This is a genomic window from uncultured Romboutsia sp. (assembly GCF_958366745.1).
Classification (GTDB): Bacteria; Bacillota; Clostridia; order Peptostreptococcales; family Peptostreptococcaceae; genus Romboutsia; species Romboutsia timonensis.
The window spans coordinates 1-15,537 of sequence record NZ_CATXCO010000033.1 but is presented as its reverse complement, the minus strand read 5'-3'; the positions used below and the strand labels follow the sequence as shown (position 1 = coordinate 15,537).

19 protein-coding genes are annotated in these 15,537 nt (G+C 27.3%); 12 read left to right on the top strand and 7 right to left on the bottom strand.

Annotated elements, in window-relative coordinates; translation table 11 throughout:
• The first annotated feature begins 304 nt into the window (after positions 1–304).
• Positions 305–3,496 (top strand): two-component regulator propeller domain-containing protein, encoded by a 3,192-nt coding sequence (locus tag Q5F54_RS04225; RefSeq protein WP_302334002.1) that lies wholly within the window; start codon positions 305–307, stop codon positions 3,494–3,496.
• 47 nt (positions 3,497–3,543) lie between these two features.
• Here the strand turns inward: Q5F54_RS04225 and Q5F54_RS04220 are convergent, their stop codons facing one another.
• The 5 genes from Q5F54_RS04220 to Q5F54_RS04200 all read right to left on the bottom strand — a co-directional run bounded on the left by Q5F54_RS04220 (position 3,544) and on the right by Q5F54_RS04200 (position 7,306).
• On the bottom strand, positions 3,544–4,350 hold the full coding sequence (locus Q5F54_RS04220) for an ABC transporter permease (RefSeq protein ID WP_281537598.1): 807 nt from the start codon (positions 4,348–4,350) through the stop codon (positions 3,544–3,546).
• Positions 4,334–4,510: a hypothetical protein gene (locus Q5F54_RS04215; RefSeq protein WP_281537597.1), complete on the bottom strand. Its 177-nt coding sequence runs from the start codon at positions 4,508–4,510 to the stop codon at positions 4,334–4,336. Before Q5F54_RS04215 ends, Q5F54_RS04220 begins: the two co-directional genes overlap by 17 nt.
• Positions 4,503–6,143 carry a recombinase family protein gene (locus Q5F54_RS04210; protein ID WP_302334001.1) on the bottom strand — a complete coding sequence of 547 codons (1,641 nt, stop codon included), beginning with the start codon at positions 6,141–6,143 and terminating at the stop codon, positions 4,503–4,505. The genes Q5F54_RS04215 and Q5F54_RS04210 overlap by 8 nt, the downstream gene beginning before the upstream one ends.
• A 175-nt stretch (positions 6,144–6,318) precedes the next feature.
• Positions 6,319–6,864 carry an ImmA/IrrE family metallo-endopeptidase gene (locus Q5F54_RS04205; RefSeq protein ID WP_302334000.1) on the bottom strand — a complete coding sequence of 182 codons (546 nt, stop codon included), beginning with the start codon at positions 6,862–6,864 and terminating at the stop codon, positions 6,319–6,321.
• 28 nt (positions 6,865–6,892) lie between these two features.
• The gene (locus Q5F54_RS04200; RefSeq protein ID WP_281537594.1) at positions 6,893–7,306 is read right to left on the bottom strand and encodes a helix-turn-helix domain-containing protein; all 414 of its coding nucleotides are present in this window, start codon (positions 7,304–7,306) and stop codon (positions 6,893–6,895) included.
• Between the two features lie 318 nt (positions 7,307–7,624).
• Here Q5F54_RS04200 and Q5F54_RS04195 point away from each other — a divergent pair, with 318 nt between their 5' ends.
• The 5 genes from Q5F54_RS04195 to Q5F54_RS04175 all read left to right on the top strand — a co-directional run bounded on the left by Q5F54_RS04195 (position 7,625) and on the right by Q5F54_RS04175 (position 9,944).
• On the top strand, positions 7,625–7,858 hold the full coding sequence (locus tag Q5F54_RS04195) for a helix-turn-helix transcriptional regulator (protein ID WP_294570772.1): 234 nt from the start codon (positions 7,625–7,627) through the stop codon (positions 7,856–7,858).
• 5 nt (positions 7,859–7,863) lie between these two features.
• A complete protein-coding gene (locus Q5F54_RS04190) occupies positions 7,864–8,670 on the top strand; it encodes a phage antirepressor KilAC domain-containing protein (protein WP_288306321.1) in 807 nt (268 codons plus the stop codon).
• A 69-nt stretch (positions 8,671–8,739) separates the two neighbouring features.
• Positions 8,740–8,916: a hypothetical protein gene (locus tag Q5F54_RS04185; protein ID WP_288306320.1), complete on the top strand. Its 177-nt coding sequence runs from the start codon at positions 8,740–8,742 to the stop codon at positions 8,914–8,916.
• Between the two features lie 44 nt (positions 8,917–8,960).
• Entirely contained in the window at positions 8,961–9,692 is a 732-nt protein-coding gene (locus tag Q5F54_RS04180) for a YqaJ viral recombinase family protein (protein WP_302333999.1), read from the top strand.
• Between the two features lie 9 nt (positions 9,693–9,701).
• A complete protein-coding gene (locus Q5F54_RS04175; RefSeq protein ID WP_302333998.1) occupies positions 9,702–9,944 on the top strand; it encodes a hypothetical protein in 243 nt (80 codons plus the stop codon).
• Here Q5F54_RS04175 and Q5F54_RS04170 read toward each other — a convergent pair.
• Positions 9,934–10,194, bottom strand: coding sequence for a hypothetical protein (locus tag Q5F54_RS04170; protein ID WP_288523759.1), 261 nt, complete (start codon positions 10,192–10,194; stop codon positions 9,934–9,936). The genes Q5F54_RS04175 and Q5F54_RS04170 overlap by 11 nt on opposite strands.
• Before the next feature lie 84 nt (positions 10,195–10,278).
• Here Q5F54_RS04170 and Q5F54_RS04165 point away from each other — a divergent pair, with 84 nt between their 5' ends.
• The 6 genes from Q5F54_RS04165 to Q5F54_RS04140 all read left to right on the top strand — a co-directional run bounded on the left by Q5F54_RS04165 (position 10,279) and on the right by Q5F54_RS04140 (position 15,117).
• A complete protein-coding gene (locus Q5F54_RS04165; RefSeq protein WP_302333997.1) occupies positions 10,279–11,073 on the top strand; it encodes a recombinase RecT in 795 nt (264 codons plus the stop codon).
• A gap of 44 nt (positions 11,074–11,117) precedes the next feature.
• Positions 11,118–12,065 carry a DnaD domain protein gene (locus tag Q5F54_RS04160; protein WP_302333996.1) on the top strand — a complete coding sequence of 316 codons (948 nt, stop codon included), beginning with the start codon at positions 11,118–11,120 and terminating at the stop codon, positions 12,063–12,065.
• A complete protein-coding gene (locus Q5F54_RS04155; RefSeq protein ID WP_302333995.1) occupies positions 12,043–12,735 on the top strand; it encodes an ATP-binding protein in 693 nt (230 codons plus the stop codon). Before Q5F54_RS04160 ends, Q5F54_RS04155 begins: the two co-directional genes overlap by 23 nt.
• 138 nt (positions 12,736–12,873) lie before the next feature.
• On the top strand, positions 12,874–14,070 hold the full coding sequence (locus Q5F54_RS04150) for a hypothetical protein (RefSeq protein ID WP_302333994.1): 1,197 nt from the start codon (positions 12,874–12,876) through the stop codon (positions 14,068–14,070).
• Positions 14,033–14,566 (top strand): hypothetical protein, encoded by a 534-nt coding sequence (locus Q5F54_RS04145; RefSeq protein ID WP_302333993.1) that lies wholly within the window; start codon positions 14,033–14,035, stop codon positions 14,564–14,566. The genes Q5F54_RS04150 and Q5F54_RS04145 overlap by 38 nt, the downstream gene beginning before the upstream one ends.
• The gene (locus Q5F54_RS04140) at positions 14,557–15,117 is read left to right on the top strand and encodes a hypothetical protein (protein ID WP_302333992.1); all 561 of its coding nucleotides are present in this window, start codon (positions 14,557–14,559) and stop codon (positions 15,115–15,117) included. The genes Q5F54_RS04145 and Q5F54_RS04140 overlap by 10 nt, the downstream gene beginning before the upstream one ends.
• Before the next feature lie 312 nt (positions 15,118–15,429).
• On the opposite strand, the gene Q5F54_RS13125 is transcribed toward Q5F54_RS04140, so the two are convergent.
• Positions 15,430–15,537: YvrJ family protein (locus Q5F54_RS13125; protein WP_302334003.1), on the bottom strand; the 108-nt coding region annotated here is incomplete at its 5' end.

Genomic DNA, 15,537 nt, shown 5'->3' with positions numbered 1-15,537 from the left:
TTGGCGACATGAAGTGTTTCGCCGACACGTCGCTCAAGCGAAGCGAATTTTTTATAGCTAATAAACTTATAAGTTTAACTAAGTTTTTGAATAAAATAAACCATACTAACAATATGAAACTTGACTTGATAGGTTAATAATCTAATATAATAAATTTTTTTAGTTGTTATTATACTAAATATTAAAAAATTGAATTATATCAGTATTAATATTGATTTAAATACAAATTAGTATATAATAAAATAGAATATATGGTAATTTTTAACAATAGTGTCATTTAATATCACATATTTAAAGGTGGTTTATGAGAGTAAATAAAAAAATAAATATAATTTTAATTTTAGTTTGTATATTTTCTTGTCTAAAAATTAGTACAAGTTATGCAAATATAAGGGAGAGTTTTAATTTTAAGAACATAACGATTGAAGATGGATTATCTCAATCTACGGTAGAAACTATATATCAAGATAGTAAAGGTTATATATGGATAGGAACTAATGATGGCCTTGATAGATATAATGGATATGAATTTAAACATTATAAACATGACAAATATGATAAAAACTCAATAGCTAATAACTATATTGTTGATATTATAGAAGATAAAAATGGATATATATGGGTTTCTACTATAGGGGGACTAAGTAGAATAAATCCTGATAAAGATGAGATAAAAAATTATTACTCAAAAGAAGATAGGGGAAATTTATCTAATAGCAATTTATGGCAACTTCTTTGTACAAAAGATAATAGACTAATTGCATCAACAATAGATGGTCTTAATGTATATGATAAAAATAAAGATAAATTTACTAGAATTTTATATAAAGAAGGGGAACTTCCTAGTCAATACATATACTCACTTGAAGAGGATTTATATGGTCATATATGGGTTGGTACTGACAATGGATTAGTTGAATTAGATAAAGATTTAAATATAGTAAAATCATATCACGATACAATTGGAGATAGTGATGTATATAACGTATATGATGATTCAAAAGGCAACATATGGGTTTGTACTTTAGATAATGGATTATTTAAAATAAACTTAGATGATAAAAGTGTAGAAAATTATAAAAATAATAATAGTAAGCGTTCAATACCAAGTAATAATGTAAGAGATATAATAAGTGATTCAGAAGGTAAACTTTGGATTGCTACAGATAAAGGCCTTTGTACTTTTGATTATGAAAGAGAAGAGTTTATAACATATAATAAAAAATTATACCAAAGTAATAGCTTAATTGATGATGAAATATTTTGTTTGTTAAAGGATAGTAGTGGACTTATATGGATAGGCACGTATAGTGGAATATCTAGATTTAATCCTAATAGTAATTTTACCCACTTTAAATTAGACCCTTATGAAGACAATAGCATAAGTGGTAATGTAATTCATGGTATATACGAAGATGATGATAAAACATTATGGATAGGAACTAATGAAAGTGGAGTAAATATTATAAATGGAGAAAGTATCAAACATTTAAATAAAGAAAATAGCAACATTGTTAGTGACTTGATAGAAGATATAACAGGATTTAAAAACTATATATTTATAGGAACTAATGAAGGACTATCTGTTTTAGTTAAAAATGATAAGACTGCTAAAAATTATACGATAACAAATTATACAACTAAAGATGGTTTACCATCAAATAAAATAAGATCATTATTTATAGATTCTAAAGGTTATTTATGGATAGGAACTAATAAAGGTCTTGCTATATTAGATACAAATAATAATAAGATTATAGACATTACTTATATACTTGATGAAATGGGAGTATCAGATAAATTTATAAGGGCTGTATATGAAGACTCAAAAGGAAATTATTATATTGGATGTTTTTTAGAAGGTGGATTAATTAAAATAAATCCAAATACTAAAGAATATAAAATATATAAAAATATTGAAAATGATGACTCTAGTATAAGTAATAATTCAATAAGATATATAAATGAAGATTTATACGGAAATATACTAGTTGGAACTAGTCATGGTATTAATATATTAAATTTAAGTACAGATAAATTTAATCATTATACAGAAAAAGATGGGCTAATAAATAATACTATATATGGTATATTAGTTGATAAAAATAATGGTATATGGATGAGCACAAATGCAGGGATATCTAAACTTTCTACTGAAGATGCTACATTTAAAAACTTTACAATTACAGATGGTCTTCAATCTAATGAATTTAATGGAAGAGCATGCTTTAAAAGTAAAGATGGGAATATGTATTTTGGTGGTATAAATGGATTTAATGTTTTTAATTCACAAGATATAGAATTATCTACATTTGAGCCAAAAGTTATATTTGATAATTTTGAAATAAATGGTACAAATAAAAAAGATATATCTAATATAAAATTTAAATCTAATGAAAATAATATAAAGATAAACTTTTTTACAAATGATTATAAAAATACAAAAACAACTCAATACTATTATAAATTAGAAGGTTTAGAAAATGAGTGGAATATGACTAATAGCAATTCACTTGTATTTGTTAATTTAGGATCAGGAGATTACACCTTAAAAATAAAGACTATAACACAACATGGAGTAATGAGTGATGAAAGTTCTGTACACTTTACCATTAATCCACCTATTTGGAGAAGTAATTATGCAATATGTATTTATTTAATTTTAATAATCATATCAATACTTAGATATATGCATAAAGTAAATACGCTAGATAGGTTAGTTAATGAAAGGACTAATAAGTTAAGAAAAGAGATGGAAAAAAATGAACAATTGTTTAAAAAAGTATTATCATTAGAGCAAAATAAAAATAATTATTTTGTTAACCTATCTCATGAACTTAGAACTCCTTTAAATGTATTAAGTAGCATTAATCAGTTAATAAAAGAATTTACTAAAAAAGATAATTTTATAACACCGGAAAAACTTTCTTATTATATGGGAATAATGGATAGAAATTGCTCTAGATTATTAAGCTTAATTAACAATTTAATTGATCATACAAAAATTGAAAATAACAGCTATATAATAAATAAAAAAGATGAAGATATAGTTTATTTAGTTGAAGAAACTGTTCTTGATATGAAAGATTATATAGAAGAAAAAGGACTTGAGTTAATTTTTGATACAGACGTAGAAGAGAAAGTTATTAGATGTGATAAAGTTGATATAGAAAGATGTATTATAAATTTAGTTGGTAATGCTGTTAAATTTACACCTGAAGGTGGATTAATTGAAGTATTACTACAAGATTTAGATGATAAAGTAAAGATAATTGTAAAAGATAACGGAATAGGTATTAGTGAAGAGAATCAAAAGATAATATTTGATAGATTTAATCAAGTGGTAGATGAAAGTTCTGAGCAAAAAGGAGGAAGTGGATTAGGACTTACTATAACTAAGCAACTTATAACACTTCATAATGGAGAGATATATGTAGAAAGTGAAGTTGGTGTAGGTAGTGAGTTTATAATAATACTTCCTGTATATAGTAGTTAAATAGCATAGAAAAAGGAACTCTAATAATTAGAGTTCCTTTTTCTTTTCTATTTTCTAGAGTTATATAGTTTTTCAACTATATTTAAAATTTCATACATAATCCAAGCACAAAATGATAATACAAATACACCCATCATTACAAGGTCTAATTTAAATACTTGACTACCATAAACTATTAAATATCCTAAACCATTACGAGATACTAAAAACTCACCAACTATAACTCCAACCCATGCCATACCAATGTTTATTTTAGTAAGATTTATAAGATTACCTATATTTGAAGGAATTATAAGTTTAAATAATAGTTGAGATTTAGTAGCGCCAAAGCTTTTTAACATCTTTATTTTTTCTTCATCTACATTTATAAAATAGTTATAAGCAGATAATATAGTAACAACAACTGATATTGTAACTGCAGTAACTACTATTCCTTGAATTCCAGCACCAGCCCAAACAATTATAATAGGAGCAAGGGCAGTTTTAGGGAGAGCATTTAATACAACTAAGAATGGATCTAATATTTTTGATAATTTTTCAGACCACCAAAGTGCTATTGCAACAAGTATACCTAAAACTGTACCTATTACTAATCCAAGCACGGTTTCATATACAGATATGCCAACGTGTTTCATAAGTTCACCGTTTGATATATACTTTATAAATAGTTTATATATATCAGATGGCTTACTAAATAAGAATGTTTGTATTATCCCAGCATTTGCAAGGATTTCCCATAGCACTAATATTCCAACAAGTAATGCTATTTGAATTAATAAAACTTTTACTTTTTCTTTTTTTATGTTTTTAAGGTAGTTGGCATATCCTTCTGAGTAGTTATTGTTTGATTTCATAAGAATCCAACTCCTTCCATAGAATGTCAAAGTAGTATTGGAATTGTGGCACCTTACGAGTTTTTAGAGGAGTTTTTTCTCCTTCTGTTACAAGGTTTATTTCATGAACACTTTTTACAGAAGCTGGTCTTTTTGATAATACTATTATTTTATCACTCATAGATATAGCTTCTACAATCACTACAGAAGTGCGACCCATCAGACAACGAAACTAAATCATCCATCTTAGCACCCATATAAACAATACTAAGATTACCAGAAGCATCATCCCAGACAATAGAATCAACAATAGTAGATAACAACAACCTCTTATCATCTAAACTAGCATCATCAACCTCATAATTAAACTTCTTTAAATTACTAACAATAATATCTAAATTAAGACTAGCACTATTAATATCAACACTACTAGACTCTAACTCACTAACTTTACTCTTTAAGGTATCAATCTCGCCATTCAAACTCTCAATCTGAGAAATAATATACTCAGAAGCAACACTACCAGTATTTTTCGCAAGCTCCATAACTAAATTACCAATAAGCTTTTCTTTCTCAGAAATACTATTTTTTAATAAATTAATTTCAGACCTAACATCACTAAAAACAGTATCAACTTTAGCTTTATTACTATTAAAAGCATTTATAACTGATTCTATATTACAGTTTTTAATTTTATCTATAACTAAGTTTTCAACTAAAGGACCATTAAGGTTCTTACAGTTACAACCTTCAACACCAAGAGATCTTTTAGTACCACATACATAGTAGTATTTTAAATCCTCGTCATTTCTTTTACCTTTATACATAATTCTCATATTAGATCCACACTTACCGCATTTTAAAAGGCCAGATAAAAGAGCAGTTTTTCCAGTTGATATTCTAGGAATTTTATCTTTATTTTCATTTAATATACTTTGTACTTCAAGCCAAACATCAGGTTCAATAACTCCATGGTGCTTTGCTATAGCTGCTATTGAATTAGATGTATTTTTAGCATAAGTAAGTATTCCACATTGGCCATCTGGCACACCTACAACCTCCATACCAAGACTTCTAAGGTAATCTAATATATCTTCATTAGCTTTTACATATGCTGGATTTCTAAGTATACCAGATAATGAGCTAGGATCGAATTTACCACCACGAGGACCTTTTATTCCGTTATGGTAAACATATTTATATAGTTGAGATAATGATCTAAGTTCTAGGTATTTATTAAATATTAATTTTACAATTTCCATTTGCTCATCATTTACTTCAAGTTGATACATACTTCTTTCTTTTAGATTTTCATCTAAGAATGATATTTTTTTACTAGTAAATCCATGAGGTGTTTTACCACCAAGCCATCTACCAGAGCGGGCAAGTTCATACATATTATCTTTTATACGTTCTGCTATTGTTTCTCTTTCAAGTTGTGCAAAGACACTTGATATAAACATCATAGCTCTTCCCATTGGAGTTGATGTGTCAAATTGTTCTTTGATAGATATAAATGATATTTCTAATTTATTTAACTTTTCTATTAGAGTAGAGAAGTCAGATACATTTCTTGATATTCTATCTAATCTATAGCAAACAAGGCAATCAAATTTCTTGTCCTTGGCATCTTGCATCATTTTCTTAAATTGTGGTCTATCTATATTACCACCACTAAAACCTTCATCTTCGTATACTAAGAATTCTTTTATACCTATAGATTTTGAATAGTCCATACATAGTTGGATTTGATTTTCTATAGAGTCTCCTTTTCCAGTAAACTTTGATTTTCTTGAATAAATTGCAGCTTTCATAAGTCAAACCTCCCTAAGGTTTTATATTAAAAATACTCTTAAATATAGTATTTCCAATATGTAAACACATTACTTATATTTCAAAAAGTAAAATCTGTATATAAAAATATATGATGCAAATAGAAAATTAATTTTATTTAATATATCTAAATTGCATCATATATAAGTTACTTTATTAAAGTCCATGATATCTATAATAATCCTGATAATCTTGGTATGAGCCGCAATCATAATATTCTTGAAAATTTTCACTACATTCATAGTCAATATTATCAATATTAAGATTATTAATTTTAAGCTTAAGTAATTCAACTGAAACACACTCTTTTCTAGCTATATCATATATAGATTCGCCTGGATATTTATCTAAGATATCATCTTCTAATAAGAATTCTGCAGCAAAAAGATTTGCCTCATTTTCATATCTTGTTAGAGACAGTGGATCAGTTCTTTTTAACTCAAATGTATCTACATCAGGATGGATTATAGAATGTCCAAGCTCATGAGTGTAAGTTAGCCTTTTTTCAAAAAAACTTAAACCTGTGTTTATATAAATAAATTGAGTCCCCAAAAACTTTTTATAAGCACCTTTAGATACAGATTTTTCATCTAGATAACATAGTACTATATTTCTTTTCTTAATGATCTCTAGTGGGCTATCATCACCGTAAATTATTTTTAATCGTCTAACTATTTCTTTTATTCTTGCACCTCTAGACAAGATATATCGCCCCTTTTATAATGTATATTTATTTTTTGTCCCTTTTTTTCTTTTGTTCTTCTAGAGCTAAAAGCATACCCATTCTCATTGCTTGTAACATACTATCTATAGCTTCTTGAGTAGCTGGTTCACCGTCAAACATTACAGTACCAGTTGTGAATTTTTCTTTAGCCGCTTCATATATTGCTTCAAATTCTTCATCTGATTTATCAGCTAAAGAGTTATTTTGAATTTCCATTTCGTCAGTTAAACCTAATAGGTAATCTGTAGACACTTTTAGTGCATCTGCTATTTGAACAAGAGCTTGAGCTTTAGGTTCTCTTATATCATTTTCATATCTAGATAAACTACCTTCTGGAATATTAGCCTTTAATGCTAATTCTTTTTGGTTCATGTTCATGTAACGTCTAGCTTTAGATATTCTATATCCTATAGTTTCCAATATAAACCCCTCCTTTGATTTATATTTATTGTGTAACACAGATAAAATCACTTGTAATAATGGTAAATTTCTATGTGTAAAAATATTTTTTAAAAAATTATTTTGCAATAATTTGGTAATAAAATAGTAACATAATATTACAGAAAAGTAAATAAAATTATAAAAAGTGTAATTAAAAATACTCAAATCTTACATTTGTTTAAAAATAATTGTAAAAAGTGCAATTGACAATGGTAAAAAATAGTAATAATATGTAATTGTAAAAACGGTAAGAAAAATAAGAATAACATAAATAAAATAAGTATAAGGGGGAAGGAAATGGAACTTAGGGAACTTAAAGCAAAAAGAATTTTAAATGGATTAACACAAGAGCAACTTGCTAAAAAAATAGGTATAAATACTAAAAGTTACAATATGAAAGAAAATGGAAAAAATAAGTTTTCATTAGAAGAAGCTGCTAAGGTAAGTGAGGTTTTAAAGCTTAGCCTAAATGAAGTTAATAATATTTTTTTACAAATAAAGTTACCAAAGGGTAACAAATTTAGGAGGTAGGTATTATGGCTTTATTAAAGAGATTTGAAAATGCTGAATTTGGTCAATTAAGTGTAATTGTAAAAGACGGTAAAGAATATATGGATGGAATACATGTAGCAACTATGTTAGGGTACTTAAACCCAAGGGATGCAATAGCTAGACATTGTACAGAGGCCGGCGTCGTATTTCACGACACAGGGGTAGTAACTGGTAAAAAAGCTGATGGTAGTGATTCTATACAATATTTCAAAAGAAAATATATAAATGAGGGTAATGTATATAGACTAATTATGAAATCAAAGTTACCAAGTGCTCAAAGGTTTGAAAAATGGGTTATGGAAGAAGTGCTACCAAATATACGAAAACATGGTGCATACATGAATGAGGATGTAATAAATCAAACTTTAGAAAATCCAGATTTCTTAATTGAGTTGGCAATGAAGCTAAAAGAAGAAAAGGAAAGAAAGAGATTAGCTGAAGAAAAAGCTAAAATGCTAGAAAATACAATAGCTATGGATAAACCATACACAGATTTTGGTAAGAGTTTAGCAACTTGTGAAGATGCAATAACTATAGGGCAATTTGCTAAGATTCTAAGCAATAATGACATAGAGGTAGGTAGAAATAGATTATTTAGTTGGTTTAGAGATAATGGATACCTTATAAAAAGTGGAAAGGATAAAAATATACCTAAGCAAAGTTATATTAAGCAAGGGCTGTTTACAGTTGAAGAAAGAGTAGTTAGAACACTTGAGGGAGAAGTGATTTCAACTACGACTTTAATTACTGGTAAGGGGCAATTATACTTCATGGATAAGTTCAGCTTTTAATAAAAGTTGTATCAATACAAGCCCTTAATTTCATAAATTAGTATAACAACTTTATATAGGGGGCTTATTATGGAGATTAAAGTTATTGAGGTTTTTCCTACAGATACAGAAAAGCTTAATAATATAGAGATGGCTAAAGCTAAATGGTTTATTAATATTTTAAGGAAGAAGTATCCAGAGGAAGTTTTGGAGGAAGCATTTAAAAAGTTAGAATCAAACTTAAAGAGTAGTGAAGCAAAGGCTTAGTATTTTTAATAATAAATATTACAAATGAGATAGGGGAGAAACAAATGAGAAAATATTTAGATGCATACATAGTTCATGAAACTAAAGATATGAGTAAAGAACAATGGTTAGAAGCTAGAAAATGTGGAATTGGTGGAAGTGATGCAGCAAGTATACTTGGACTTAACCCATATAAAAGTTCAGTAAGTGTATATATTGAGAAGGTTGATTATATACATGGAGTTAGTATGTCAGACAAAAATATTAATGGGTGCAAAATAGATAATTCTAATGAAGAAGCAAACTATAGGATGGAGCTAGGGAATAAGTTAGAGGATTTTGTTGCTAATGAATTTAGTTTAAAAACAGGTCTAAAAGTTAGAAATGTAAATGGAATTCTTAAAAATGATAAGTATCCTTTTGCAATAGCAAATATTGATAGAGCAGTTGTAGGAGAAAAAGCTTTTTTAGAATGTAAGGTTACAAATAGTTATTCAAAAAAGGTGTGGCAAATGGGAGTGCCAATACATTATCAGATACAAGTAAATCATTATATGGCAGTAACAGGAGCAACTCATTGTTATGTTGCAGCTCTTATTGGAAATGAAGAACTTATAATTCATAGGATAGATAGAGATGAAGAAATTATAGATGAAATAATGAAGCTTGAAGCTATGTTTTGGGACAAGTGTATATTAGGTGCAGAAATACCTGCTCCAGATGGAAGTCTTGATTATTCTATTGTTTTACAAGGATTATATAAAGATAGCAAGGATGAAGAATTGATTTTGTTTTAGCAGGAAAAGTTGTTAGATAGATATGATGAAATAACAGCGATTTATAAAGAAATTGAAGTTGAGAGAAAAAAGATTGAGCAGTATATACAGGTTCAGATGAAGGAATATGAAGTTGGCTTTATTGGTGATAGAAGGATTACTTGGAAAAAACAAAGTAGAAATACTATAGATACTAAAAAGTTAAAGAAAGAATATCCAGAGATAGCAGCAGAGTGTATGAAAACTACTACCTCTAGAGTATTTAGATTATAAGATAATCAATAATTAAAATTAAAGCTAGTAGAATAAATAGTATAGAACATGATGTCAACATAGTATTGATTTTTCTAGATTGCTTAAATTCAACAATAGCTTTATATATATCAGGTATCCATGCAATTAAAATGCCAGCAAGTAATAAAGGTGTACCAACATAGAATATGCTTAGAAATATAAGTAATAATCCAATTAAAGCAAATATGTTAGATCTATTTTTAGATAATGAAAAAAACTTTTTAAACATAACAACCTCCAATAGTATTGTATAGGTATTATTGTAGGTTTAAATGTTTGAGAATTCAATAATTTTTTAAAGGGGAGAAATATAATGACGAATTTAAAGAAAGCTTTACAAACTAATGAAGCTAAGGGAAAAGGTGTAACTGTAAGTCCAAGTTATGCTATGAAACAATTAATGATAAAGATGAAAAATGAAATACAAGTAGCTCTTCCAAGTCAACTAGCTAGTGAAAGATTTCAAAGAGTAGCACTTACTGCTTTTAACTCAAATCCAAAACTTCAAACTTGTGATCCAATGACTTTTATAGCTGCTATGATGCAAAGTGCTCAACTTGGACTTGAACCAAATACACCACTTGGACAAGCATATTTAATACCATATAAAGTTAAAGGAATGGATAAAGTACAGTTTCAAATAGGATATAAAGGACTTCTAGAGCTTGCACATAGAAGTGGTAAGATAAAGACTTTATATGCTCATGAAGTTAGAAAAAATGATGAGTTTGATATAGATTACGGACTAGAACAAAAGCTTACACACAAGCCATTACTTACGGGAGATAGAGGTGATGTTATAGGATATTATGCAGTTTATCATTTAGAGCCAAGTGGATATAGCTTTGTATTTATGACTAAAGATGAAGTAATGGAACATGGAAAGAAGTATTCTAAGAATTTTGAGGGTGGAATATGGGAGAAAGAATTTGACTCTATGGCAAAGAAAACTGTCATAAAGAAGTTACTTAAATATGCACCATTAAGTATTGAAATGCAAAAGGCAGTTGCTTTTGATGAAAGTGTAAAAAATAGTATTGATAGTGATATGTTATTGGTTGAATCTATAGATACAGATGAAAGTTTGATACTTGATAGGAATATATAAGTTGTGACTTATAGGTTCAAAAAATTTAATAGGGGGAAGTGCTAATGGCTGTATATAGGCATATTCATATTAATTACTGGCAAGATGGTTTTGTTCTAGATTTAACTCCAGAGGAAAAATATTTCTATATTTATCTTATGACTAATTCTAAGACAAGCCAATGTGGAATATATGAGCTTCATAGAAGAATTATAGAAACTGAAACAGGATACAACAGAGAAACTGTTGAGAAGCTATTAAATAGATTTGGTGAGTATGAAAAAATAGTTTATTGTGAAGAAACACAGGAGATATTTCTTAAGAATTGGATTAAGCATAATAAAGTTGTAAGTCCTAAGGTGAAGAAATGTATAGAAAAAGAACTTTCTAATATTAAGAGTAAAGAGCTTATAAATTTGTTTTTAAAAGAATGTGATAGGTATGGATACAGTATTGATACTAGTAATATAAATTTTGATATGGGTATTGATAGTGTATCTATACCCACATCTATAGTAGATGATAGTTTGGAGTATGACTATGGGGAAAAAGAAAAAGAAAATGATAGTAAGTATGTTGATGAAGATAAAAAATATTTTAATGAGAGCTTAAATAATATAAATAAGTTTAAAGTTTTGTATGAGCAAAATGTAGGACTTATAAATGGTATTGTTGCACATTGGTTAATTGATATTTCAGAAAGCATTGATTATGAGATGTTTAAAAGAGCTATAGAAATTGCTACTGATAAAGGTAAGTGTAATAAGGGCTATATAAGTGGGATTTTAAAGCAGTGGAGTGATAATAATATAAGGACTTTTAAAGATTTAAAAGCATATGAGGTTGGAATTAGAAATAGGGGTGTTAGTGATGGAAAGTATAAAGATGAGTATAGAAAATCTAAATATGCCACAGAGCTTGAAAATGAGGATGAAAGCATTTATAGAAAACCAACACCAGAGCAACTTGAAGAAGCTAGAAGATCCTTTGATGAACTTAGAAAAGGTAAGTGAATATAAGTGTGATAAGTGCAGAGATATTACTTATATAGTTGAAGATGGTGAAGCTAGAGAGTGTGAGTGTAAGGCTTTGAGGGATTGTGAGGATATATTAAGAAGAAGTGGTATAAGTGAGGCATTTAGGAAGAAGAGATTTGATAATTTTGATTTTAGTAGGGACAAGGCTACTATGGATGGATATAAAATTGCTACAGGATATGCTTTGAATTTTAAGGATAAGGAAAAGGATAGGGATAATTCTATTATGTTTATTGGACAGGTTGGGTCAGGCAAGACCCACCTTAGTCTTGCTATTGCTAATGAGCTTATGGATAGTGGTGTTGGTGTTTTGTATATGGGGTATAGGGAAGTTGTTACTGGTATTAAGCAAAATATTATGGATGAGGTTTACTACAATCGTGTTATGGGAAGGTATAAAAGTTGTAGGGTACTTTTAATTGATGATTTGTTTAAGGGTGGTATAAGTAAGAGTGATGTTAATATTGTTTTTGAGATTTTGAATTTTAGATATTTGAATGGGTTGCCTGTTATTGTGAGTTGTGAGCTTGGGGTTAGTGAGCTTATGGCAGTTGATGAGGCTATTGGTAGTAGGCTTATGGAGATGTGCGGTAGTTGTTTGGTTGAGATGAAGGGGAAGAGGCTAAATTATAGGATTTATGGATAGATTACATAAAGTGATTATAGATATATAACATATAATTTATGTTAAATAATATTACACCTCATAAATGTAAAATTATGTAAAAAAAACTACTTCTATGTTAAAATACAAGTATATATATTTACATTTTGGAGGTGGAGTATGTTAGATATAGAAGTTTTAAGATATCTGTATAAAGAATCAGTTAAAAACTTTATAAGGGAAAATAACATTAATTTTAATTGGAATGAAAATGATGAGCGTTTAGTCTCACTATTTAATACAATAGATAACCAAGAAAAAAGAAGTTTTTTAGAACGAGAAATTCTTTATGGAATGCAAAGGAATATATATATATCAAAAATAGATGAAAATATCAATCATATTAACGATGAAAGAATAGCTATAGAAATCATTAATAGTTTTAATGAATATACGAATGGCAGATTATTCACTGATCAATCATTTACCGATGACTGCATAGGTAGAAAGATAAATATAGATGAACATAAGTTATTACATTATAATATACATAAAGATCAAATGAACAATGTAGATAGAATAGACATTATTTTGGCAACATGTATGTCAAATGAAGCAGATGGTGATGATGAAGGAGTATATATATATTATTCTATAACCATAGATACAGTAAATAATTTGCTTATTATAAGGATGAGAAATATGGATACTATACATAGTGATTTTAAAGTTGATGAGCAATATGACTTAATAAAAGAATATATACTTAATAAAATAGATATGAGATTGGTTAGAAATGATGATAATTTTTATAGAATGACAATTTATAATATAGTAGATTATGTAAATAATACAGTTTTGAATAACTTTTATAGACAGATAGATGAATCAATAGGTGATAATATAGAGCAATCGGTATTGATATGGAATGAGGAGTTACCAGAGAATGAAATAAATGACGAAGAGCGTTTAATTATAATCAATAATATAAAAAATTCATACTGTAAGCTAATATCTCAAAATAGGCTTCAAAATTTAACTCCTCTTGAAATCAAAAACCTATATAATGTTGATGGATATGTCAATAGAGTAAAGTTTGAAGATGACTCCATAGGAAATACAAGAGTTAAATCTACAACGATAAAAGAAACGTTATTAAATACAAGTACTTTCTATGATATAAAAGCTAGTATGGAGAGAGGTAGAAATATAAAAGAAGCTAATATCCAATGGTTGGACCAAAATAATGATAGAATAAATGTTGTATTTAATAATGAAAAACAGGGTAAATTTAAAGTTATCATAAAAAATAATTATTTTAATGAAAGGATGGATAGGTATGTATTGCAAAAAATTATACAATATTCTCCAAGATAATGATCATATTACTTATAATATAACAGAGACAGACATAGAAAAATTAGATGAATTTATACGAAATAAAACAACTTCAAGGGAGCGTCTAAATTTAGATCCTGCAAGATTATCTATTATAATGAAAATGAATTACGAAAAGTCAATAAAGCTCTTTGTTTTAGGCTGCAAACAAAAACTTTTTAAAATGAAGATGTATATAGATTGTGAATACTGTAATAGTAGACACAATATAGAAGATTTTTATGTAGATATAATATGTGATGAGAGTAATAAAACTATTCCTATAAATAATAATAAGGATAAAATATATGTATATTTTGAATTATTGGAGAGACCTCAAATTTGTAAAAAAATAAATGCTAATAATTCATATATGATTGATGATATAATGGGAAAGTGTAGTCCCTCTAACACCACTTTATCTGAAATGGAAAAATATGGAATAACATTTGATACGATAGGTAGCTTAATGGATGCTAAATTTGGATGGAACTGATAATTAACTTACTAAAAGACGAAAGTATGAAAGCAGCTATAATAGGAGCATTAGGTAGTATTGTTGGAGGGTTTATAGGTGTAATAGGATCATTAATAGTTTTTAGAGTTCAGAGAAAAAAAGAGTTATCTGATGAATTAATAAATTTAGAAGAAAAATATAAAAAAATAATAAAGTTACTTATTATAGAAATTGATTATAATATATCTATACTAAAAATTATTAATAATAATATAAAAAAAGAAGATTATAGAAACATAAAAGAACATTTAGAAAGTTTAGAAGAACAGGTATGGAATAAATTTTCATATGATTTAGTAGGATACATAAATGAGGATTTATATATACACATTAGCTATATTTATAGAGATATGAACTTTATAAAAAATCATAAATTAGAAGAATACAAAAAGGAAAATGTAAATTATAATAATAGAATAAATACTATGACAGATTTAAAAAATAAATTATGTGAAAAAATAGAAAATAAAAATGAATATAAAGAATATAACTCAGATGAAACTATGTTATTTATATGTGATTTATTATAAAATTTAAAAGTTAGTGATAGACTTTAGACTACTATGTGTTATTTTATAGAAAAATTTAATTAATCTGTTGTGCTAGTTATTTTACTACACATATTGAAATTACTACATAAAGTTTTTTACAAAGAATATAAACTATTCTAAACTCTAGTATTTTCAATAATTAAATCTAACTAGCACAACGAGTTAATTAGTAAATTATTAGTAGTGAAGTACTATAGGATTAAATAGATATAAGAAGTTTAAACTAATAAAGTCATTAAAGCGACCAAGAACTATTCTAACTATAAAAATAGTTTTATGGTCGTTTATATTTTATTTCATACTTATAATATTTTTAGATAATTCATTTATACTATCAGATAGTATTTGTAGCTTCCCTTCAATCCTCACAAGTAAATACATACTAAGGGCTATAGGAAA